The sequence below is a fragment of the Microbacterium sp. ZKA21 genome (assembly GCF_050434165.1).
Lineage (GTDB): Bacteria > Actinomycetota > Actinomycetes > Actinomycetales > Microbacteriaceae > Microbacterium.
This window is the reverse complement of the sequence record NZ_JBNPVV010000003.1, coordinates 402,559-425,000: the sequence shown is the minus strand read 5'-3', so window position 1 is coordinate 425,000 and position 22,442 is coordinate 402,559. Positions and strand designations below refer to the sequence as shown.

Here is a 22,442-nt window from a genome sequence, read left to right as displayed (position 1 = left end):
CCGAGGTGGCGACCCTGTCAACGCTCGCCTCCGACACGACGAAGGCGCCGCCCCCACGGGGACGGCGCCTTCGCGACGGAGCGGCAGAGCTCAGGTGAGCTTGATCTGACGGTTCATGTCCTTGTACAGCAGGTAGCGGAAGTCCTCCGGACCGCCGGCGTAGCAGGCCTGCGGGCAGAACGCGCGCAGCAGCATGTAGTCGCCGGCCTCGCACTCGACCCAGTCGTCGTTGAGCCGGTACACGGCCTTGCCCTGCAGCACGAACAGGCCGTGCTCCATGATGTGCGTCTCGGCGAACGGGATCGAACCGCCCGGCTTGAACGTGACGATGTTCACCTGCATGTCGTGCGCCAGGTCGCTGGCGTCCGAGAACCGGGTGGTCGCCCAGACTCCGTCGGTGTCCGGCATCGCGACCGGCTCGATCTCCTGATCGCTGGTGACGAAGGATGCCGGGGCGTCGACGCCGTCCAGCCACTCGTAGGCCTTGCGGATCCAGTGGAAGCTCGTGATCTCGCCGGATTCGTTCGCGAGCGACCAGATCGCTCCCGGCGCGAGGAACGCGTAACCGCCCTCGGTGAGCACGTGGCGCTCCCCCTCGAGCGTCAGCATGAGCTGCCCGGTGGTCACGAAGACCACGCCTTCGACACCCGCCTCGCGCTCGGGCTTCTCGGCGCCTCCGCCAGGGGCGATCTCGACGATCAGCTGCGAGAACGTCGTCGCCGAGCTCGGCGTCGGCCGCGCGAGGATCCACGAACGGGTGTTCGTGAAGCCGGGCAGGGAGCTCGTGACGATGTCGCGCATCACCCCCTTCGGGATGAACGTGTACGCGAGCTTGACGACCGCGCGATCGGTGAGCAGATCGGACTGCGGAGGAAGGCCTCCGGCAGGCGTGTAGTAGGACATCAGGCCTCCTTGTCGGCGGTGACGAGTTTCGGGTGGGCGAGGTGGATGAGTTCGGCGGGTTCCGCGCCGGTGGCTTCGACGGCTTCGGACGCCGTGATCGCGCCGCACCCCAGCCCGCGGACGACGAACCGCGCCAGGGCACGAGCCGTCGCCGGCTCGTCCATGATCGTGGCATCGTCGCCGTGCAGGTAGGCGTCAAGGCGCCGGGCCGCCGCGGCGAATCCCTCGCGGTAGAACGCGTAGGTGGCGAGATACCGGGTCGGCAGCTGCGCAGCGTGCAGATCCCAGCCCTGGTAGTAGCCGCGCTCGAGCGAGCGCCGCACGAGCCGGGCGTGCAGCTTCCAGGCATCCCGCACGTGATCGGGGTCGCCGACCGGGATGACATTGGTCGAGCCGTCCGAGAGTCGGACGCCGGTTTCGGCGACGGCGACCTGCATGACCTGCTTGGCGTAGTCAGCGGCCGGATGCTCCATCGACTGGTGCGCGGCCGCGATCTGCAGCGAGGCGCTGTAGTCGTAGGTGCCGTAGTGCAGGGCCGAGACCCGGTGCTGCGCGCGGTGCAGCAGCGTCGCGACCGGCACGGAGCCGTCCGCGGCGATGATCAGCTGCGGCGTCTCCATCTGCACCTCGAAGCGCAGCCGGCCGGCCGGCAGCCCGAGGCGCTCCTCGAACACCTCGCACAGGGCGACCATCGCCTCGACCTGCTCGACGGTCGTCACCTTGGGCAGGGTCAGCACCAGCCCGTCCGGGAGAGGACCGACACCCGCCAGCGTGGTCAGGAACAGATCGAGGGTACGGATGCCGCGGTGCCGGGTCGGCTCCTCGAAGCACTTGAATCGGATGCCGATGAAGGCCGGCGCGACGCCGGCGGCGACAGCGGCCGCCACCCGCTCGGCGGCGAGGACCGCATCCGCGTCCTCCTCGGCATCCGGTCGCGCGCCGTAGCCGTCTTCGAAGTCCAACCGGAGGTCCTCAATCGGCTCGGCGGCGAGCTTCGCATCCACGAGCGGCGCGAGCTCCTCGGCGAGGTGGCCGAGGCCGACGGTGTGCGCCAGCGCGACTGTGCCGCCGGCCTCCGCGACGGCCTGCGCAGCGGCGGCCCCGAACGTCGCCGACAGCTCGAGGTCGAACCGATCGGCCGGCACGTACAGCGTGTGCACGGGCTGACGGGTGCCGTCATCGCCCGGGTACTCGGTCGACAGCAGCGTGTCGGTGCCGGCCAGGCGCGTGTCGACCGCGGCGAGGTCGGCGGCGGTGAGGGTCGCCATCAGCCCACCAGCTCGTACGCGGGAGTGGTGAGGAAGTCGACGTACTCGTCCTCGAGGCACAGGTCCCGCACGAGCTTCGCCGCCGGCTCGTAGTGCGCCGTGAAGGATGCCGCGTCGACCTCGCCGCGGAGGCGCTCGACCTCTTCGCCGAGCAGCTGCTCGACGAGCTCGGGGGTGACGGTGCGGCCGGTGTCCGCGAGCACGGTGGCATTGCGCACCTGCTGCCAGACCTGCGAGCGCGAGATCTCGGCCGTCGCGGCATCCTCCATCAGGTTGTGGATGGCGACCGCGCCGTTGCCGGAGAGCCACACGGCCGTGTACGCGACCGCGACGTAGAGGTTGGTCCGAAGGCCCGCCTCGGTCGCCTCTCCGCCGGCCGATGCGATGTCGAGCAGCTGCTCGGCCGTGACCGAGACGTCGTCGCGCAGGCGGTCGAGCTGGTTCGGCTTGTCCCCGAGGACCCCGTCGAACACCTCGCGGCAGATCGGGACGAGATCGGGGTGCGCGACCCACGATCCGTCGAAGCCGTCGTTCGCCTCGCGGGTCTTGTCGGCGCGGACCTTGTCGATCGCGGCCGCAGTGACCTCGGGGTCCTTGCGGTTCGGGATGAACGCGGCCATTCCGCCCATCGCGAAGGCGCCGCGGCGGTGACACGTGCTGACCAGCAGCTCGGTGTACGCGCGCATGAACGGCGCGGTCATCACGATGCTCGCGCGGTCAGGGAGGACGAAGCGCTCGCCCGCGTCGCGGAAGTACTTGATGACGCTGAACAGGTAGTCCCAGCGTCCGGCGTTCAGACCCGACGCGTGCTCGCGCAGCTCGTAGAGCATCTCCTCCATCTGGAAGGCGGCGGGGATCGTCTCGATGAGCATGGTCGCTCGCACCGTGCCGTGCGGGATGCCGAGCTCCTGCTCGGCGAACGTGAAGACGTCGTTCCACAACCGCGCCTCGAGCCGGCTCTCCATCTTGGGCAGGTAGTAGAACGGGCCCTGCCCCGACGCCGTGAGCGTCTGCGCGTTGTGGAAGAAGTGCAGGCCGAAGTCGACCAGGGCGCCGATCGATGCGCCGCCGTCCACCGAGATGTGGCGCTCCGACATGTGCCAGCCACGAGGGCGGACCACGACGACCGCGAGCGGTGCATCCTCGCGCAGGCGGTACTCCTTGCCCTTCGGCGCGGAGTACGACAGCGTTCCGCGGGCGGCGTCGTACAGGTTGACCTGGGCGTCGATCACGTTGTGCCAGGTCGGCGCCGAGGCATCCTCGAGGTCGGCGAGCCATACCTTCGCACCCGAGTTGAGGGCGTTGATCGCCATCTTGGCGGGTGTCGCCGGACCGGTGATCTCGACGCGACGGTCGCGCAGGGCCTCCGGAGCCTCGGCGACCTTCCAGTCGCCGGCGCGGATGTCGGCCGTCTCGGCGAGGAAGTCGAGCCGACCGGATGCCGAGGCCGCCGCACGGTGCTCGACACGCTCGTCGAGCACCCGGTCGCGAGTGACGGCGAAGCGTTCGTGTAGTCGGCCGAGGAAGGCGAGCGCCTCGGGCGAGAGGATCTCGGCCGCACGGGGGTGAGCGGAGGGGGTGCTGACGGTGGCGGACACGATGGTCACTCCTTGATCGAGGCGGTTGATTCGACGACGCGGACGATCGCCTCGGCGACCGCGCCGGCCACGAGAGGATCGAACACGCTGGGGATGATGAAGCTCGCATTGAGCTCGTCGTCGCCCACCCGGGATGCGATGGCCTCGGCGGCTGCGACCAGCATAGGCGCGGTGATGTCGGACACTCCGGCGTCGAGCAGCCCGCGGAAGAAGCCGGGGAAGGCGAGGACGTTGTTGATCTGATTCGGGAAATCGCTGCGTCCCGTGGCGACGACGGCCGCATGCTTCGAGGCGGCGATCGGATCGATCTCGGGCGTCGGGTTGGCCATGGCGAAGACGATCGCCTCGGCGGCCATGACGGCGATGTCGTGCTCGTCGAGGATGTTCGGTGCGCTGACGCCGATGAACACGTCCGCACCTGCGAGCGCCTCCTTGAGCGTGCCCTGGAATCCGCGCGGATTCGTGGAGGCGGCGAGCTCGGTGCGATGCGCATCGGCGTACTCGGCGCCCGCGTGGATGGCGCCGTCGCGGCCGCACGCGACGATGTCGCGTGCGCCCTCGGCGAGGAGCAGCTGGACGATCGCGTTGCCGGCGGCGCCGACTCCCGAGACGACGATGCGCACGTCCTCGATCGTCTTGCCGACCACCTTCAGCGCGTTGCGGAGAGCGGCGAGGGTCACGATCGCGGTGCCGTGCTGGTCGTCGTGGAAGACCGGGATGTCGAGCTCTTCGCGCAGGCGGGCCTCGATCTCGAAGCAGCGCGGGGCGGCGATGTCCTCGAGGTTCACACCGCCGTAGACCGGAGCGATCGCCTTGACGATCTTGATGATCTCCTCGGTGTCCTTGGTGTCGAGGCACACCGGCCAGGCGTCGACATTGGCGAACTGCTTGAACAGCGCTGCCTTGCCCTCCATGACCGGCAGGGCGGCCTCTGGACCGATGTCGCCGAGGCCGAGGACGGCGGTGCCGTCTGTGACGACGGCGATCGTGTTGCGCTTGACGGTGAGCTGGCGCGCTTTGCTCTTGTCCTCGGCGATGGCCGTGCAGACGCGGGCGACGCCCGGGGTGTAGGCGCGGGACAGGTCGTCGCGGTTGCGCAGGGGGACACGGGGAACGACCTCGAGCTTGCCGCCCAGGTGCATGAGGAAGGTGCGGTCGCTGACGAGGCGGACCGTGACGCCGTCGAGCGCGTCGACCGCGTCGCGGACGCGTTCTGCGTGCTCTTCACCCGTGGTGTTGCAGGTCAGGTCCACGACGATCGTCTTCGGATGCGATTCGACGACGTCGAGCGCGGTGACCGCTGCCCCCGCCCCCGCCGCCGCCGCCGCCAGTTCGCTGGTGACGCTGAAGTTCGACGGCGCGTCGATGCGCAACGTGATCGAGTTGCCGGGTCCCGGATTCGCCATGGTTTCTCCTCATCGAGTTTTTCGTATCGTGGACTCTATTATCTACTTTATGGAAGTTATCCGCAACACCGATAGAGTTGGGGCGACGGAATGATTCCGACCGTGGGAGGTTTCAATGGCGGAGAGCAAGAGCCCGAAGAGCGCCAGTTCCGGGGTGCAGTCGGTCGAGCGCGTCTTCGAACTGCTCGAACTGGTGACGGATGCCGGCGGTGACGTCACGCTCAGCGAACTGGCGGCATCCACCGACCTGCCGCTGCCCACGATCCACCGCCTGCTGCGGACGCTGGTCTCGCTCGGCTACGCGCGCCAGCTGCCGAATCGCCGCTACGCGCTCGGCCCGCGGCTGATCCGCATCGGCGAGGGTGCGTCCCGCCAGCTCGGGGCGCTCGCGCGCCCGCAGCTGAAGGGGCTCGTCGACGCGCTCGGCGAGAGCGCCAACATGGCGGTCCTCGACGGCGACATGGTCGTCTACGTCGCGCAGGTGCCGTCGCTGCACTCGATGCGCATGTTCACCGAGGTCGGACGCCGCGCGCACCTGCACGACACCGGCGTCGGAAAGGCGATCCTCGCCCAGCTGCCCGACGACACGGTACGCGGCATCGTCCTGCGCGCCGGGATGCCGACTCCCACCGCGCACAGCATCGGCACGATCGACGATCTGCTTACCGAGCTCGATGTGATCCGCGAGCGCGGCTACGCGATCGACGACCAGGAGCAGGAGATCGGCGTCCGCTGCTTCTCGATGGCCGTCCCCGAGGCGCCGACGCCGACCGCCGTCTCGGTCTCCGGACCGATCTCGCGCGTCGATGAGGCCTTCGGCGAGCGCGCGGTCCCGCTGCTGCGGAAAGCGGCCGAGGCGATCATGGCCGACCTCACCGCCTGACACCGGGTTCGGTCACATCTCAGCAGGGATGCACAGCATCCCACCCGCCACTAGCGTGACCGAACTCGGCGCCGACCTCCCCGCGCGCAGGGGTCGCAGATGGTCGCCTCCTGAACGCGGAAGCGACCGAACGCGACCCCTCAGGCGCGCCTAGTCCGCGTCGGACCCGCTCGTGCCCGCGTTCACGTCGAGCAGGCGGTACTTCTCGGCCGCCCTGGCGGGGACCGCGGCATCCGCCTCTCCCCTGGCAGCCAGCAGCTGCAGGGTGCGGACGACGACCGACGGACCGTCGATCTTGAAGAACCGGCGTGCGGCGGCGCGGGTGTCCGAGAAGCCGAAGCCGTCGGCGCCGAGCGTCGCCCAGTCGTTCGGCACGAACTGGCGAACCTGGTCCGGCAGGTCCTTCGCGTAGTCGCTCACGGCCACGATCGGGCCCTGGGCATCGGCGAGCTGGCGCCGGATGAACGGCACACGTGCACCGCGCCCGAGGAACTCGTCCTCCTCGGCGGCGACCGCGTCCCGGCGCAGTTCGGTCCAGCTCGTCACCGACCAGACGTCGGCCTCGACGCCCCAGTCGTCCCGCAGCAGCCGCTGCGCCTCGAGCGCCCAGGTCGCACCGATGCCGGACGCCAGAAGGTGCGCCTTCGGTGCGGCCGCGGGGGCGATCCGATGGATGCCGCCGAGGATGCCGTCCACGTCGACGCCCTCCGGCTCGGCGGGCTGCACGATCGGCTCGTTGTAGACCATGAGGTTGTAGATCACGTTGCGCTCGGCATCCGTGCGCCCCGGTCCGTACATGCGCTCGATGCCGGCGCGCATGATGTGGCCGATCTCGTAGCCGTAGGCCGGGTCGTAGGTGATCACGGCCGCATTGGTCGCGGCGAGCAGCGGCGAGTGCCCGTCGGCGTGCTGCAGCCCCTCACCGGTGAGCGTGGTGCGGCCGGCCGTGGCCGAGATCAGGAACCCGCGGGCCATCTGATCGGCTGCGGCCCACAGCGAGTCGCCGGTGCGCTGGAAGCCGAACATCGAATAGAACACGTACACCGGGATCAACGGTTCGCCGTGCGTCGCATACGACGTGCCTGCGGCCGTGAACGCGGCGATGGAGCCGGCCTCGTTGATGCCGACGTGCAGGATCTGCCCCGCGGTCGACTCCTTGTACGACAGCACGATGTCGCGGTCGACGGCGAGGTAGTTCTGCCCGTTCGGGTTGTAGATCTTCGCCGTCGGGAAGAACGCGTCCATCCCGAACGTGCGGGCCTCATCGGGGATGATCGGCACGATCCGCTTGCCGAACTCCGCATCGCGCATGAGGTCATTGAGCACGCGGACGAACGCCATGGTGGTCGCCGCCTGCTGCTTGCCTGATCCGCGCGCGGCCACCTCGTACGCCTTCGGATCGGGCAGAGCGATCTCACCGGAGGCGTGCGGACGCCGCTCGGGCAGGTATCCGCCGAGCGCGCGGCGGCGCTCCTGCAGGTAGCGGATCTCCTCGGCATCCTGACCGGGGTGGAAGTACGGCGGCTGGTACGGGTCGGCTTCGAGCTGAGCATCCGAGATCGGGACCCGCAGGTGGTCGCGGAAATCCTTGAGGTCCTGCAGCGTGAGCTTCTTCATCTGGTGCGTCGCGTTGCGCGCCTCGAAGCGCTGGCCGAGACCGTAGCCCTTGACGGTCTTGACCAGGATGACGGTGGGCCTGCCGTTGCGCTCCAGCGACTTCGCGTACGCGGCGAAGACCTTGCGGTAGTCGTGCCCACCGCGCTTGAGACCCCAGATCTCATCGTCGGTGAGGCCGTCGACCAGCGCGCGGGTTCGCGGGTCGCGGCCGAAGAAGTTCTCCCGGATGAAGCCACCGGACTCGGCCTTGTACGTCTGGTAGTCGCCGTCGACGGTCGTGTTCATGATGTCGACGAGGGCGCCGTCGGCATCGTCGTCGAGCAAACCGTCCCACTCGCGCCCCCAGATGACCTTGATCACGTTCCAGCCGGCGCCGCGGAAGAAGCCCTCGAGCTCCTGGATGATCTTGCCGTTGCCGCGGACGGGTCCGTCGAGGCGCTGCAGGTTGCAGTTGACGACGAAGGTGAGGTTGTCGAGGCCGTCGTTGGCCGCGAGCTGCAGGAGCCCGCGTGACTCGGGCTCGTCCATCTCGCCGTCGCCGAGAAACGCCCACACGTGCTGATCGGACGTGTCCTTGAGGCCGCGGCCCTGCAGGTACCGGTTCGACTGCGCCTGGTAGATCGCGTTCATCGGGCCGATGCCCATCGACACGGTCGGGAACTCCCAGAACTCGGGCATGAGTCGGGGGTGCGGGTAGGACGACAGCGCGTGCCCCTCACGGGACTTCTCCTGGCGGAAGCCGTCGAGGTCCTCCTCGCCGAGACGTCCCTCCAGGAAGGCGCGGGCGTACATGCCGGGCGACGCGTGCCCCTGGAAGTAGATCTGGTCGCCGCCGCCCGGGTGGTCCTTGCCGCGGAAGAAGTGGTTGAAGCCGACCTCGTAGAGCGTGGCGGCTCCGGCGTACGTCGAGATGTGCCCGCCGACGCCGATCCCCGGGCGCTGCGCGCGGTGCACCATGACGGCGGCGTTCCAGCGCATCCAGGCGCGATAGCGGCGCTCGAGCTCCTCGTCGCCGGGGTACTCCGGCTCGGCGTCCGCCGGGATCGTGTTCACGTAGTCGGTGGTCGCGATGGGCTCCGAGCGGATGCCGGCACGATCCACCAGGGTGCGGACGATGTGCTCGCCGCGATCGGTTCCCCGCGCCGCGATGACGGCGTCCAGGGATTCGAGCCATTCGGCGGTCTCCTCCGGGTCGAGGTCGGCGATGGCGGCTGAGGCGCGAGTGTCTGTCACGGTTCGGCCTTTCTTGTTAGATGGGATCAGGGAAACGTCGGGAGGACTCGAGGATGAGCACACGCATCGCCGTCGTGACGGGAGCAGGTTCCGGGATCGGGCGCGCGGTCGCGCGCGCCCTGCTGGCCGAGGGCTTCCGTGTGGCCCTGGCAGGCCGGAGGGAGGATGCCCTGCACGAGACGGCGGCCGGGCATCCGGACGCCCTCGTGGTGCCCACGGATGTGACGGTCGAGTCCGAGGTGGAGGCGCTGTTCGCACGGGTCGTCGCCGCGTGGGGCCGGGTGGACGTGCTGTTCAACAACGCCGGCGCCTTCGGCCCGTCCGCATCGGCGGCCGAGATCCCGCTCGACGACTGGCAGCGAGTGCTGGATGTGAACGTCACCGGCGCTCTGCTGTGCGCCGGTGCCGCGATGCGCGCGATGATCGCGCAGCATCCGCAGGGTGGGCGCATCATCAACAACGGCTCGATCTCGGCGCAGGTGCCGCGTCCGCTGTCCGTGGCCTACACGGTGAGCAAGCACGCCATCACCGGGCTGACGAAGTCGATCGATCTCGACGGCCGCCACCACGGCATCACGGCCGGCCAGATCGACATCGGCAATGCGCGCACCGCGATCATGACCGAACTCGGTGCGGACACCGGAGCGCTGCAGCCGGACGGCTCGCGACGCGTTGAGCCCACCTTCGATGTCGCGGATGCCGCGCGCGCGGTGCTCTTCATGGCGCAGCTTCCGGCGGAGGCGAACGTCGCATCGCTGACGGTCACGGCATCCGGGATGCCGTACGCCGGCCGCGGCTGAGCACGAATCGGGCATCGCAACCTCCTCGGGAGCGGGGTGAGGGCGGACCCGGTGTCACCGAACGGGTCCGCCCCTGACGCGTCGGTGCACGGACCGTCGCGCCGGACGCGAGGGCGGACCAGCGGCCGCCCCCGCGCAGGATCAGTGCGCCGGGGCGGACTGCTCGCCGTCGTCGTCGATGACGACGATCTTGCGGCCCTTGGCGTCGATCAGCGTGCCGTCGACGTACCGGTCCCCCTCGCGGAGGGTCCGGATGACGTCGGTCTTGACGACCCGCACGGGGCTCGCGGCGAACACCGACGGGTTGTCCGGGGTGCCCCGCGTGAAGTGGTTGAAGACGAGGTTCAGCGTGATCGCCATGATCGCCGCCGAGCTGATGCCGGATCCGAAGATGACCTGGAACCACGTCGGGAAGTTCATGTAGATGTCGTGGTTGACCTCGGGCAGCACGCCGAAGGACAGCGACGCCGCCACGATGATGAGGTTCATGTTGCCGTCGTACTTCACCTTCGACAGCGTGCGGATGCCGGATGCCGTGACCGTGCCGAACAGCACGAGTCCCGCACCGCCGAGCACCGACGTCGGCACCGCCGCGACGACGCGACCGAGCACGGGCAGCAGACCGAGGATGATGAGGATCACGCCGCCGGCCGCGACGGCGTAGCGGCTCTTGATCTTCGTGACTGCCACGAGCCCGACGTTCTGGGCGAAGGCGCTCTGCGTGAACGAGTTGAAGATCGGCGAGATGGCGCTGGAGACCATGTCGGCGCGGAGACCGGCGGCGATCCGCTTGCGGTCGACCTTGGACCCGGTGATCTCGGCGACGGCGATGATGTCAGCCGTCGTCTCGGTGAGGATCACCAGCACCACGATCGTCATCGAGATGATCGCGGCGGCGTCGAACGTCGGGGCGCCGAAGGCGAACGGCGTCGGGAAGGCGAAGATCGGTCCTTCGAACACCTTCGAGAAGTCGGCCCGTCCGATGAGGGCCGCGAAGATCGTGCCGATGACCATGGCGAGCAGGATGGACAGGCGCGAGATCGTGGAGTTGCCGAGCTTCGACAGCACCATGATGGCGAGCAGCGTGAACCCGGCGATGCCGACGAAGACCGGGTCGGCGTAGTCCGGCGACTCGGGGTTCGCGCCCGTGATCCACCGGGCTGCCACCGGGACCAGCGAGAGACCGATCATGGTGATGACGGTGCCCGTGACGACCGGGGGGAAGAATCGCACGATCTGTGCGAAGAACGGGGCGATCACCAGGCCGATCAGCGACGCGACGATCACCGCTCCGAAGACGGCAGGCAGGCCGCCGCCCTGATTGACGATCGCGAGCATCGTGGCGACGCCGGCGAACGAGACGCCCTGGACGAGCGGCAGCTGCGATCCGAAGAACGGGATGCCGATGGTCTGCAGAAGCGTCGCGAGGCCGCCCATGAAGAGGCAGGCGGCGACCAGCACGCCGACCTCCGTCGGGGACAGTCCCGCCGCGGCGCCGATGATGAGCGGCGGGGCGATGATGCCGCCGTACATCGTCAGCACGTGCTGCAGTCCGAACATGAAGGCGGTGCCGACGCCGAGGCGTTCGTCCTCCGGCCGGTCCGATTCCGTCCTGATCCTGGTCTTGGTCTTTGTGCGTGCAGCAGTCATGTGAGGACCTCCTTGTCCGTGACCCGCTGTTCGGGGTGGGCTTTCTCGGGTGGGTATCGGGTATGCGGCAGCCGGGGCCCGCCCCGTCGGAGACGGGCCCCTGGTCAGCCGAGGGTCAGCAGAAGCCGGCGGAGCCGCTCCACGACCAGTGGTCGGTGTCGGCGCCTTCGCGCAGGAACGACGCCTCGATGAGTCCGTACGGGCGGTCGGCAGCGTAGAAGACCTCGTTGGGGTTCTCCAGGCCGAACGGCGACAGGTCGACGACGAAGTGGTGGCTGTTCGGCGTCGAGAAGCGGATCTCGTCGATCTCGGGATGCGCCTCGAGCACCGCCTCGGCCATCTCCTTCAGCGTGTGCTGCAGCGCGTAGGAGTAGTTGCGCGAGAATCCGGCGAGCAGGCGGCTGCGGACGTCCGCGTAAACCTCGTTGAAGTCGATGTCGTTGCGGTTGTAGCGCCACTTGGCGGTGACCGATGTGGCGAGGATGCGGTCCTCGGTCTCGGGGAGGGTCGTGTAGGTGTCCTTCGGGTAGCCGACGAACCCGCTCTGCGTGGTCTTGAGGACCTTGAGGTCCTGCAGCCCGGCGATGACGACCGTGTCGTCGCCCTCGATCTGCACGAGGGCGGTGCGGGTCTCGGTGCCACCGCGGACGAACGAGTGATCGTGCTCGCCGCCGTCGCCCTCGATGCGCTGCCAGGTGTACTGCTCGGCCTCCCAGCGACCGCCGGTGATCCACTCGAACTCGCCGGTGAAGTGGCGGCCGAGGCGGAGCAGGAACTCCTCAGGGCTGCCGACGCCGTCCTTGGCGAAGGCGTACACCGTGTTCTTCTGCGTGTCGGTGGGGACGACGTGCTCGTTGTTGCCGTCGAAGTGCGCGCTGGCGAGGTCGCCGCGCAGCTGCGACGTGACGTTGAGATCCTCGATCTCGTGGCGGGGCGTGTCGCGCGTCACGCGGACGACGCGCACCTCCGCCTTGCCGTACTGGTTCTTGCCCAGAATGATTTCGGTCATCTTCGTACTCAGCTTCCTCGGTAAGTGGAATAGGCGAACGGACTGAGCAGAAGAGGCACGTGGTAGTGCTCCTGCTCGGCGTCGACCAGGAAGGTCAGCACCACCTCCGGGAAGAAGGTGTCCGTTTCGATGCCGGCGAAGTAGGCCGCCGTGTCGAACCGGAGTCGGTATGCACCGCTCTCCAGCCGCTCGGGACCCAGGTCTTTCACCCGCCCGTCAGCATCGGTGAGGCCCGTACCGATCCCGTTCCATCCATCGCCGACTCGGGCCTCGAGTATGACGGCGACGCCGGGCGCGGGGCGCCCGATCGATGTGTCCAGGATGTGGGTGGTCACGTGAGAGACGCTCATGCGCGTGCTCCTTCTGTCTCGATGGCCCCGGAGAGACGGAGAGCCGCGATCTCGCGCAGCTGCTGGTCGATGACGACCAGCTCCTGCTCAGGGGTGTTGCCCAGCCGCTCCTGCAGCAGGGCGAGGATGTCGTCGGCTGAACGGCCGGCGGCGCGAACCAGGTACACCCGGTCGAACTTCGCTTCGTAGGCCCGGTTGCCTTCGGCGAGCGCCTCGGCCGCACTCGCGTGGACACCGGCCTGCTCGCTTCGGGCATGCGCCGCCTCGGCACTGTCGCCGTGAGCGCGCTCCCCGATGCGGGGATGATGCGCCAGCGCGGCGTCGAGCTCCGCTTCCGTGAGCGGAGCGGCGACCCGCATGGCGGCTTCCGTCAGCGCATCGACCGACGCGTACGGACGACCGGCGATGATCGCCTCGTACCAACGGGGGATATCCAGAGCAGGCTTCGCGACGCCCAGAGCGGCTTCGCGGGTGCTGGAGTTGAACTCCTCGAGCAACATCTTCGATCCTCAAGCACATACTGGCATCCGACGTGTAGAGGCTATACGGACTCTCTTCCGAGAGGATTCTGTTTCCGTATGTCGGAACTGTTATTTCAGCATGTGTAATTAGTATGCGGAGGATGCCGGACGGTGTCAACCCTTTTCGGGAAGATCGTCCGGCACCCGGCCGCCGGTACGGGCGTCAGGCGCCGAGTTCGGCGCGGAGCCGGGCGACGTGACCTTCCGCATCCACCCCGTACTCCGCGCGCTGCACGATGCCGTCGCCATCGAGCACGAAGGTCGAGCGGATGACTCCCTCGAACGTGCGGCCGTTCACGGTCTTCTCGCCCCACACGCCCCAGGCGCGCGCCACCGCGGCATCCGTGTCGGCGAGCAGGGGGAAGGTCAGCGACTCGGCGTCCGCGAAGGCGCGGATCTCGTCGACGGTGTCCGGCGAGATGCCGAGCACGGCGTAGCCGGCCGCGTCGAGCGAGGAGAGGCTGTCGCGGAAGTCGCATGCCTCCGTTGTGCACCCCGGCGTCGCCGCCTTGGGATAGAAGTACACGACGACGTTCCGGCCGCGGTAGTCGGCGAGCGCGGTGCGTTCGCCGTCGGCATCCGCGAGCGAGAAGTCCGGGGCGATGTCGCCGGTGGCGAGTCGAGTGGTCATGATGCTCCGATCGGGTCAGGGTCAGTTCAGGATGAAGGCGACGTCGAACGCTTCGGCGAGCTGGATGATCTTGCGCGCACGGCCGAGACGCGGCAGGTCGCTGCCGTCGCGGATGATGCGTCCGCGGGCGTCGAAGTCCGCGAGGAAGGAGTACGCCCATTCGACGTCGGTGCGGGTGGGGCTGATCACTTCGTTGACGACGGGTGTCTGGTCCGACGACAGGCACAGCTTTCCGGTCATGCCCATCGAGACCGTGATGGCGGACTGCTCGCGGAGGACCGGGTGGCTGGTGCCGACGGTCGGCCCGTCGATGGGACCGGGCAGACCTGCGGCACGGCTGGAGATGACCAGTCGCGCTCGGGGATACGCCATCGCCTCGCGATCCGCGGACATCCCGGTGTCACGACGGAAATCGCCGCTGCCGAAGGCGAGCCGGAAGGCGCCCTTCGCGCGGGCGATCTCGGTCGCGTTCTCGAGCCCGATGGCTGACTCGACGAGCGCCACGACGGGCACCTTGGCGCCGAGCCGGTTGAAGGTATCCATGACCTGGCCGCCGAGCTCGGTCTTCGCCAGCATCACGCCGCGGAGGCCGGGAGCGGCGCGCAGCGCCTCGATATCGTCGGCCCAGTAGTCGCTCGCGGCGTCGTTGATGCGCACCCAGGCGCTGCCGCCGGTGCTGAGCCAGTCGACCACACCCTGCCGGGCCTCGTCCTTGCGACTCGGGTCGACGGCGTCCTCGATGTCGAGCACGACAGCGTCGGCGTGCGAGGCGGCCGCGTCGTCGAAGGTGTCCGGCCTGGTCCCCGCGACGAGGAGCCACGATCGGGCCAGCTCAGGGGCGATCTCCCGCGACACGCGGGGCGGCAGAGGAGCGTTCATCTTTACTTTCCGTCCTGTGAAAGTTGACTTCTACAATTCGAAAAGTCTAACGCAGTGCAATTCGTGGCACCAGGGCGGAATCAGACGACGAGAGCGACAGCAGCCAGGACGATCGCCCCGACGGACGCGGCCGAGCGCACACCGTTCAAGACGTTCCACCGGCGCTCGAAAGCCGCTCGTGACACGGCGGAGGGCGACGACGAGGCGTCGAGGGCGTTGTTCAAGGGGACGTTCCCGGCTCCGGTCACGATGATCGCCCCGATGAAGAAGACGACGCCGGCAGCGACCAGCATCCATCCGCGCGGACTGCCCGTATCGATGAGCCCCGCCCACACGAGCGGCACGGGCGGCAGGAAGATCGGCAGCAGGAACAGCGGGTTCACCACGGCGCGGTTGATCGATCTCATCGCCGACACGAACATGTCGTCATCCGTGCGGCCGAGGCCCGGCATCACACCGGTCGAGAACGACCAGAACGTCCCACCCCCGAGCGCGAGCAGAACGAGACCGATGACGGCGAGGATGTCTGAGAGGTCCACGTCCTGCAATCTACGACACTCGCGTGGTTCCGATCGACGCTCACGCGCGAGCAGCGAGGAGTCGGTCCCAGATCGCGGCGGCGACCTCGCGCTTGGTTCCCGAGGCCTCCCCGACCACGGCACCGCCCTCGCCGATTATCTCGACCGCGTTCTCGGCCTTCTCGAATCCGTGCTCGGCATCGGCGAGGTTCACGACGAGCAGGTCCGCGCCCTTGCGCTCGCGCTTGCGTCGGGCGCGCGCCCGGCGCTCGTCCGGATCCGTGAGGGTCTCGGCGGCGAACGCGACGACGGTCTGCCCCGCCGGTCGAGACGCGGCGAGCGCCGCCACGACGTCCTCGTTCTCGACGAGGTCGATCCTGGTGAGGAGCGCGTCCTCCTTGGTGAGCTTGTGCTCGGCCGGGTGCGCCGGCCGATAGTCGGCGACGGCAGCGGCCATGATCACCACGTCGGCGGATGCCGCGGCATCCTTCATCGCGATCGAGAGCTCCCCTGCCGTGCCGACCGGACGGACCGTGGCGCCGTGCGCGGCGGCGAGCACATCCGGCGCGATGTTCGCGGCGACGAGGACGACCTCGGCGCCGCGCGCGACGGCCTCGGCGGCGAGGGCCGCCCCTTGCCGCCCGCTGGAGCGGTTGCCGAGGAACCGCACCGGATCGATGGGTTCGCGCGTGCCACCGGCGGAGATCACGACGCGCACTCCGGTCAGGTCGCGGGCGGGAGCGAGGACGGCATCCAGGATCTCCTCCGGCTCCAGCATCCGACCAGGGCCGGAGTCTCCCCCGGTCAACTCGCCGTCGCCGGGGCCGACGATCCGAATCCCTCGGGAGCGCAGCGTCGCGATGTTCGCCTGCGTCGCCGGATGCCGCCACATCTCGGTGTGCATCGCGGGAGCGATCGCGACCGGTGCGGTGGTGGCGAGCAGAGTGGTTCCCAGCAGGTCGTCGGCGAGGCCGGCCGCCATCTTCGCGATCGTGTTGGCGGTGGCCGGCGCCACGATGACGAGGTCCGCTGCCTGGCCGAGGGCGACATGACGGACCCGGGCGACATCCTCGTGCACGCCGGTCGTGACCGGCTTGCGGCTGATCGCCTCCCAGGTCGGCAGGCCGACGAAGCGCAGGGCGTCCTCGGTCGGCACGACGGTGACGTCGTGCCCGCCCTTCACCAGCAGGCGCACGAGGTGCACCGTCTTGTAGGCGGCGATGCCACCGGTCACTGCCACGACGATGTTCACGTCTACGATTCTGCCAGCGCGACCGGTCATCGCGATGGGGTAGCCTGCTCGACAGAGAGTTTCCACCATGCGGATAGTTCGACATCGCCTGTTCCGCATCCGATGAAAGGCCCGCGATGCCCGCTGCCGCCTCCGACGGAGTGAAGTCCGTCGCCCGCGTGTTCGATCTGCTCGAGCTCATCGCCGATGCCGGTGGCGACGTCACCCTCAGCGAACTGGCCGCCGCGGCGGACCTGCCGCTGCCCACGATCCATCGACTGCTGCGCACCCTGGTCTCCCTCGGCTACGCCAGGCAGCTCGCGAACCGCCGGTACGCGCTGGGCCCGCGACTGGTCCGCCTGGGCGAGGTCGCGAATCGCAAGTTCGGGCAGATCGCGATGCCGCAGCTCAAGGACCTCGTGTCGCGGCTCGGCGAGACGGCGAATCTCGCGACGATCGACGGCGACAGGGTCATCTACGTCTCACAGGCGCCGTCGCCGCACGCCATGCGCATGTTCACCGAGGTCGGGCGCCGTGCGCATCTGCACGCGACCGGCGTCGGCAAGGCGATCCTCTCGCAGTTCAGCGACGACGCCGTGCGCGACATCATCTCGCGCACCGGCATGCCGCCGGCCACCGAGCACTCGATCGCGACGCTGCCCGACCTGCTCGCGGACCTCGAGCTCATCCGCGAACGCGGTTACGCGATCGATGACGGAGAGCAGGAGATCGGCGTGCGCTGCTACGCGATGGCCGTGCCCGACATGCCCGTCGCCACGGCCGTGTCCGTGTCCGGACCGATCGCCCGCGTCGACGACGACTTCGCCGAGCGTGCCATCCCGGTGCTGCGCGACGCGATCGCCGAGATCTCCGCACTCGCTCGCGGCTGAGGGATCCGCCGTCGCGAAGGGGCATTGACCTCTTCGGCGCATCGTCGTACGCTTTCCATAAGTCAGTAATTGACTTCCATATCATGGAATGAACCTCGACTGAAGACGATCACTCGACGAAGAGGTGCGCATGTCCGAACGAGGTGAACGATCCCGGCCCGCATCGACGAGGGCCGAATCGACAGAGAACCGCGGCATCCAGATCGACCCCGATCTCCAACAGGGCGACTCCGACGGATCCGGCGCTTTCCTGCGCGCCTTCCGCATCCTGTTCCCGCGCTGGTTCGCGGCGCCCGAGGCTTAGACTCACCGGAGGAGATCGACTCATGACCGACAACGCCGTCATCGTGAACGGGCGCCGACGCCCCCTCGCGAACACCGCCACGAACGCCACCGCCCTGGACTGGCTGCGCACCAGCGGACTCTCTGGAAGCAAAGAGGGCTGCGCCGAGGGAGAGTGCGGCGCGTGCGCCCTGCTGCTCGCCACCCCCGCACCCGGCGGAGGCACGGCCTGGACGCCGGTGAACGCCTGCCTCGTCCCGGTCTACGCTCTCGACGGACAGGAGATCGTGACCGCGGAGGGCCTCGGAACTCCCGAGGCGATGCACCCCGTCCAGGAGAAGCTCGCCGAGGCCGGCGGGTCCCAGTGCGGGTACTGCACGCCCGGCTTCGTCTGCAGCATGGCCGGCGAGTTCTACCGCGCCGACCGGTCCGCCGCCGTCGTCTCCGCCGGCCGGTCCGCCGCCGAGCACGGCGACGGATGCTCCGCCCATGCCGGAGAGCACGGCCCGAACGGCTTCGACCTGCACGCGCTGAGCGGAAACCTGTGCCGGTGCACCGGCTATCGCCCGATCCGCGATGCCGCCTACAGGCTCGGCGAACCCGACCCCGCCGACCCGCTGCAGCAGCGCCTCGCCGAGCCCGCTCCGGCTCCGGTCGCGACGGATGCCGTGGTCGACGGCGCCCGCTTCATCCGGCCCGCGTCGCTTGCGGATGCGCTCGCGCTGCTGCGCGACGAACCGGACGCGCTGCTCGTGGCCGGCTCCACCGACTGGGGCGTCGAGGTCAACATCCGCGGACGGCGCGCACCGCTCGTCGTCGCGATCGAGCAGCTGCCGGAACTGCGCGCCCTGTCCGTCGCCGACGATGTCATCGAGATCGGCGCGGCCCTGTCGCTGTCCGAGGTCGAGCGCGGACTCGACGGTGCAATCCCCCTGCTGGCCCAGCTCTTCCCGCAGTTCGCCTCGCGGCTGATCCGCAACCGCGGCACGTTCGGCGGCAACCTCGGCACCGGCTCCCCGATCGGCGACACCCCGCCGGCACTGCTCGCCCTCCGCGCCCGATTGGTGCTGGCGTCGGCCGACGGCGAGCGCGAGGTCGACCTGGCGGAGTACTTCACCGGCTACCGCCAGACGATCCGCCGCCCGGACGAGCTGATCCGTGCGGTGCGCATCCCGCGCCCGCTGGCGGCGACCACTGCGTTCCACAAGATCGCCAAGCGTCGCTTCGACGACATCTCCAGCGTCGCCGTCGCGTTCGCCCTCGACATCACCGGTGGCCTCGTGACCGATGCGACGATCGGGCTCGGCGGCGTCGCCGCCACGCCGCTGCGGGCGCACGCCACGGAGCAGGCGCTCATCGGGCAGCCGTGGAATGCGGCCACGGTGCGCGCGGCATCCGACATCCTCGGCTCGGAGGGGACCCCGATGTCTGATCACCGGGCGAGCTCCGAGTACCGCTCTCTCATGCTGAACACCGCACTGCTGAAGCTGTACAGCACGACGGTCCTCGACGCGAAGGAGGTGTCCGCATGAGCGCACTGGCCGACCGCCCGGCGAATCCCGTCGTCGGACAGCGCGCAGCGCACGAGAGCGCCGTACTGCATGTGACGGGAGCTGCGATGTACACCGACGACCTCTCCGCGCAGACGGCCGGCGTGCTCACGGCCTGGCCCGTGCAGTCCACGAACGCGCACGCGAAGGTGACGATCGACGTCTCCGGCGCGTACGAGGTCGCCGGCGTCGTGCGGGTGCTGACCGCCGACGACGTGCCCGGTGTCAACGATGCCGGCATCAAGCACGACGAACCCCTGTTCCCCGATGTCGCGATGTTCTACGGCCACGCGCTGGTCTGGGTGCTCGGCGAGACCCAGGAGGCCGCGCGGCTCGGCGCCGAGCGTGTGAAGGTCGAGTACGAACCGCTGCCGTCGCTGATCACCGTGCAGGACGCCATCGACGCCGGGTCGTTCCAGGGCATCGCCCGCACCGTCGAGCGCGGAGACGCGGCATCCGCCCTCGCCTCCTCAACCCATGTGTTCGAGGGCGTGACCGAGTTCGGCGGCCAGGAGCACTTCTACCTCGAGACGCACGCCTCCCTCGCCCTCCGGGACACCGAGGGCGGGTACTTCGTGCAGTGCTCGACGCAGCACCCCTCCGAGACGCAGGAGATCGTCGCCCACGTGCTCGGGATCAGCTCCAGCGAGGTCACCGTGCAGTGCCTGCGAATGGGCGGCGGGTTCGGCGGCAAGGAGATGCAGCCGCACGGCTTCGCCGCGATCGCGGCGCTCGGCGCGAAGCTCACCGGACGCCCGGTGCGGTTGCGCCTGAACCGCACGCAGGACATCACGATGACCGGCAAACGGCATCCGTTCCACATCCGCTGGAAGGTCGGCTTCGACGCCGACGGGATGCTGCAGGCGCTCGACGCCCTGCTCACGTGCGACGGCGGCTGGAGCCTCGACCTGTCCGAGCCGGTGCTCGGCCGAGCGCTGTGCCACCTCGACAACGCCTACTGGATCCCGAACGTGCACGCGCACGGCCGCATCGCGAAGACGAACAAAGCGTCCAACACCGCCTACCGCGGCTTCGGCGGCCCGCAGGGCGTGTTCGTGATCGAGGACATCCTCGGTCGGGTCGCCCCCGCCCTGGGCATCGATCCGATGCAGCTGCGCGAGCAGAACTTCTACCGCCCTGGCCAGTCCACCCCGTACGGACAGCCTGTGAAGGATTCCGAGCGCATGGGCACCATGTGGGCGCAGCTGCGCACGGAGGCCGCGATCGACGAGCGCCGGGCCGAGATCGCGGCGTTCAACGCGCAGAGTCCGGATGCGAAGCGGGCCCTCGCGACCACGCCGATCAAGTTCGGCATCTCGTTCAACTTCGCCGCGTTCAACCAGGCCGGTGCCCTCGTGCACGTCTACAAGGACGGCTCGGTGCTGATCAACCACGGCGGCACCGAGATGGGCCAGGGCCTGCACACGAAGATGATGCAGGTCGCCGCGACAGCGCTGGGTCTCGAGCTGCACCAGGTACGGCTCGCCCCGACCCGCACCGACAAGGTGCCGAACACCTCGGCCACCGCGGCATCCTCCGGCGCCGACCTCAACGGCGGCGCGGTGAAGAACGCCTGCGAGCAGATCAGGGAACGCATGGCGAAGGTCGCCGGGCGCCTGCTCGGCGTCGATGAGCGCGACGTGCGCTTCTCCGGCGGCGTGGTCACAGGGCTCGGCAACCGCGACCAGGCGCTCACCTTCGCCGAGGTCGCGAACGCGGCCTACCTGCAGCGCGTGCAGCTGTTCGCGGCCGGCTACTACCGCACCGAGGGACTGCACTGGAACCCCGACATCATGCAGGGCTCCCCGTTCAAGTACTTCTCGTACGGATGCGCGGCCACCGAGGTCGAGGTCGACGGGTTCACCGGCGCCTATCGCGTGCGCCGTGTGGACATCATCCACGACGTCGGCGACTCGCTCTCGCCGATGCTCGACATCGGGCAGATCGAGGGCGCGTACGTGCAGGGCGTCGGCTGGCTGACCCTCGAGGAGCTGCGCTGGGATGCCACGGACGGACCGCACCGCGGGCGCCTGCAGACCCAGTCGGCGTCGACGTACAAGATCCCGAGCTTCTCCGAGATGCCGGAGGAGTTCAACGTGCGCCTGTTCACGAACGCCCGCGAGGACGGCGCCGTCTACGGCTCGAAGGCCGTCGGCGAGCCGCCCTTCATGCTCGCGTTCAGTGCCCGCGAGGCCATCCGCGAGGCCGTCGCCGCATTCGGACCGGCCGGCCGCACGGTCGAGCTGCCGTCGCCGGCGACGCCGGAGGCCGTGTTCTGGTCGGTGCGCGCGGCGCAGCAGGCCGGTGCGACGACCGATCCCGATCGCGTGCTCGCCGCCGCGCGCTGAGGTCATGGACTGGCTCGACGCCCTGCAGGGGATGCGCGCACGACGCATCCCCGCGGTCGTCGTGACTCTCGCCGCAGTGCGCGGTCATGCGCCGCGCAACGGCGGAGCGAAGATGGTGGTCGCCCCCGGCGAGGTCTTCGGCACCATCGGCGGTGGGAATCTCGAGGCGACGGCGATCGAGCGAGCAAGTCGGATGCTGGCATCCGGAGCGGCCGAACCCGAACTGCTCACGCTGACGCTCAGCGACAAGGCCGTCACCGAGTACGGCGTGCAGTGCTGCGGAGGAGAGGTCACGATCATGCTGGAGCCCATGCGCGTGGTGCCGACGGTGGCGGTCTTCGGCCTCGGCCATGTCGGGCTCGAGCTCGCCCGCATCCTGACCAGGCACGAGCTGGAGCTGCGCCTGATCGACTCGCGCGCCGAGATGCTCTCGCCGGATCGCATCGACGTGCTGTCCGACGCCGTCGCCCGCGTGCAGGTGACGCACGCGCCGGTGCCCGAGTCCGCGCTCGCCGCGCTCCCCCCGGGAGCGCACGTCCTGGTCATGACGCACGACCACGTCGAGGATCTCGCCGTGGTCGATCTGGCCCTGCGCACCGAAGGCATCGGCTCCATCGGCCTGATCGGCTCGGCGTCGAAGTGGGCGCGGTTCCGCGCCAAGCTCACCGAGCTCGGTCACACCGAGGCGGATCTCCTCCGCGTCACCACGCCGATCGGCATCCCCGAAGTGGCGGGCAAGCAACCGGCGGCGATCGCGGTGAGCGTGGCGGCCAGGATGCTCCAGCTCATCGATGAGGCCGCGGCCGCCGATCTCGCTCTTCCGGAAAATGGAACTTGAAATCCACTCTGTGAATATCTAGACTGCTGTCAGGCCT

Annotated in this window: 20 protein-coding genes; 7 read left to right on the top strand and 13 right to left on the bottom strand. The window is 69.1% G+C overall.

The genetic code is table 11. The annotated features are described in order from the left end of the window. Window positions 1-90: 90 nt before the first annotated feature. From M2317_RS09365 to M2317_RS09350, 4 genes are read right to left on the bottom strand one after another with little or no spacing between them, the layout of a single operon-like run. On the bottom strand, window positions 91-906 hold the full coding sequence (locus M2317_RS09365; RefSeq protein WP_429459579.1) for a bifunctional allantoicase/(S)-ureidoglycine aminohydrolase: 816 nt from the start codon (window positions 904-906) through the stop codon (window positions 91-93). Continuing rightward, window positions 903-2,171 carry a DUF6986 family protein gene (locus M2317_RS09360; protein ID WP_429459460.1) on the bottom strand — a complete coding sequence of 423 codons (1,269 nt, stop codon included), beginning with the start codon at window positions 2,169-2,171 and terminating at the stop codon, window positions 903-905. Before M2317_RS09360 ends, M2317_RS09365 begins: the two co-directional genes overlap by 4 nt. Next, on the bottom strand, window positions 2,171-3,769 hold the full coding sequence (gene aceB / locus M2317_RS09355; protein ID WP_429459458.1) for a malate synthase A: 1,599 nt from the start codon (window positions 3,767-3,769) through the stop codon (window positions 2,171-2,173). Before aceB ends, M2317_RS09360 begins: the two co-directional genes overlap by 1 nt. A gap of 5 nt (window positions 3,770-3,774) precedes the next feature. Beyond that, window positions 3,775-5,175, bottom strand: coding sequence for an NAD-dependent malic enzyme (locus tag M2317_RS09350; RefSeq protein ID WP_429459457.1), 1,401 nt, complete (start codon window positions 5,173-5,175; stop codon window positions 3,775-3,777). Between the two features lie 115 nt (window positions 5,176-5,290). Here M2317_RS09350 and M2317_RS09345 point away from each other — a divergent pair, with 115 nt between their 5' ends. Then, complete coding sequence (locus M2317_RS09345) at window positions 5,291-6,058, top strand: IclR family transcriptional regulator (RefSeq protein WP_429459455.1); 768 nt, start codon at window positions 5,291-5,293, stop codon at window positions 6,056-6,058. 150 nt (window positions 6,059-6,208) lie between these two features. On the opposite strand, the gene aceE is transcribed toward M2317_RS09345, so the two are convergent. Then, the gene (gene aceE, locus M2317_RS09340; protein WP_429459453.1) at window positions 6,209-8,908 is read right to left on the bottom strand and encodes a pyruvate dehydrogenase (acetyl-transferring), homodimeric type; all 2,700 of its coding nucleotides are present in this window, start codon (window positions 8,906-8,908) and stop codon (window positions 6,209-6,211) included. Window positions 8,909-8,961: 53 nt separating this feature from the next. Here aceE and M2317_RS09335 point away from each other — a divergent pair, with 53 nt between their 5' ends. Next, window positions 8,962-9,708, top strand: a complete 747-nt coding sequence (locus M2317_RS09335) for an SDR family oxidoreductase (RefSeq protein ID WP_429459451.1) — start codon at window positions 8,962-8,964, stop codon at window positions 9,706-9,708. Between the two features lie 141 nt (window positions 9,709-9,849). On the opposite strand, the gene M2317_RS09330 is transcribed toward M2317_RS09335, so the two are convergent. From M2317_RS09330 to coaBC, 8 genes are all read right to left on the bottom strand, one after another. Next, complete coding sequence (locus tag M2317_RS09330) at window positions 9,850-11,358, bottom strand: nucleobase:cation symporter-2 family protein (RefSeq protein ID WP_429459449.1); 1,509 nt, start codon at window positions 11,356-11,358, stop codon at window positions 9,850-9,852. A gap of 115 nt (window positions 11,359-11,473) precedes the next feature. After that, on the bottom strand, window positions 11,474-12,367 hold the full coding sequence (gene pucL / locus M2317_RS09325) for a factor-independent urate hydroxylase (RefSeq protein ID WP_429459447.1): 894 nt from the start codon (window positions 12,365-12,367) through the stop codon (window positions 11,474-11,476). Between the two features lie 8 nt (window positions 12,368-12,375). After that, window positions 12,376-12,717: a hydroxyisourate hydrolase gene (gene uraH / locus M2317_RS09320; RefSeq protein WP_429459445.1), complete on the bottom strand. Its 342-nt coding sequence runs from the start codon at window positions 12,715-12,717 to the stop codon at window positions 12,376-12,378. Beyond that, on the bottom strand, window positions 12,714-13,217 hold the full coding sequence (uraD, locus tag M2317_RS09315; RefSeq protein WP_429459443.1) for a 2-oxo-4-hydroxy-4-carboxy-5-ureidoimidazoline decarboxylase: 504 nt from the start codon (window positions 13,215-13,217) through the stop codon (window positions 12,714-12,716). Before uraD ends, uraH begins: the two co-directional genes overlap by 4 nt. A 184-nt stretch (window positions 13,218-13,401) precedes the next feature. Further along, window positions 13,402-13,869, bottom strand: a complete 468-nt coding sequence (bcp, locus tag M2317_RS09310; RefSeq protein WP_429459442.1) for a thioredoxin-dependent thiol peroxidase — start codon at window positions 13,867-13,869, stop codon at window positions 13,402-13,404. A 21-nt stretch (window positions 13,870-13,890) separates the two neighbouring features. Then, complete coding sequence (locus M2317_RS09305; protein ID WP_429459441.1) at window positions 13,891-14,748, bottom strand: HpcH/HpaI aldolase/citrate lyase family protein; 858 nt, start codon at window positions 14,746-14,748, stop codon at window positions 13,891-13,893. 80 nt (window positions 14,749-14,828) lie between these two features. Next, the gene (locus M2317_RS09300) at window positions 14,829-15,287 is read right to left on the bottom strand and encodes a DUF1772 domain-containing protein (RefSeq protein ID WP_429459439.1); all 459 of its coding nucleotides are present in this window, start codon (window positions 15,285-15,287) and stop codon (window positions 14,829-14,831) included. A 40-nt stretch (window positions 15,288-15,327) separates the two neighbouring features. Then, entirely contained in the window at window positions 15,328-16,518 is a 1,191-nt protein-coding gene (gene coaBC, locus M2317_RS09295) for a bifunctional phosphopantothenoylcysteine decarboxylase/phosphopantothenate--cysteine ligase CoaBC (RefSeq protein WP_429459437.1), read from the bottom strand. Between the two features lie 116 nt (window positions 16,519-16,634). Between coaBC and M2317_RS09290 the strand changes: the two genes are divergently transcribed. The 5 genes from M2317_RS09290 to xdhC all read left to right on the top strand — a co-directional run bounded on the left by M2317_RS09290 (window position 16,635) and on the right by xdhC (window position 22,405). Next, window positions 16,635-17,387 (top strand): IclR family transcriptional regulator, encoded by a 753-nt coding sequence (locus M2317_RS09290; protein ID WP_429459436.1) that lies wholly within the window; start codon window positions 16,635-16,637, stop codon window positions 17,385-17,387. Window positions 17,388-17,517: 130 nt separating this feature from the next. Next, window positions 17,518-17,691, top strand: a complete 174-nt coding sequence (locus tag M2317_RS09285; RefSeq protein ID WP_429459434.1) for a hypothetical protein — start codon at window positions 17,518-17,520, stop codon at window positions 17,689-17,691. Between the two features lie 22 nt (window positions 17,692-17,713). Next, on the top strand, window positions 17,714-19,201 hold the full coding sequence (locus M2317_RS09280) for a xanthine dehydrogenase small subunit (RefSeq protein WP_429459433.1): 1,488 nt from the start codon (window positions 17,714-17,716) through the stop codon (window positions 19,199-19,201). After that, window positions 19,198-21,567, top strand: coding sequence for a xanthine dehydrogenase molybdopterin binding subunit (xdhB, locus tag M2317_RS09275; RefSeq protein WP_429459431.1), 2,370 nt, complete (start codon window positions 19,198-19,200; stop codon window positions 21,565-21,567). The genes M2317_RS09280 and xdhB overlap by 4 nt, the downstream gene beginning before the upstream one ends. Window positions 21,568-21,571: 4 nt before the next feature. Beyond that, complete coding sequence (gene xdhC, locus M2317_RS09270) at window positions 21,572-22,405, top strand: xanthine dehydrogenase accessory protein XdhC (RefSeq protein WP_429459430.1); 834 nt, start codon at window positions 21,572-21,574, stop codon at window positions 22,403-22,405. Window positions 22,406-22,442 lie beyond the last annotated feature (37 nt).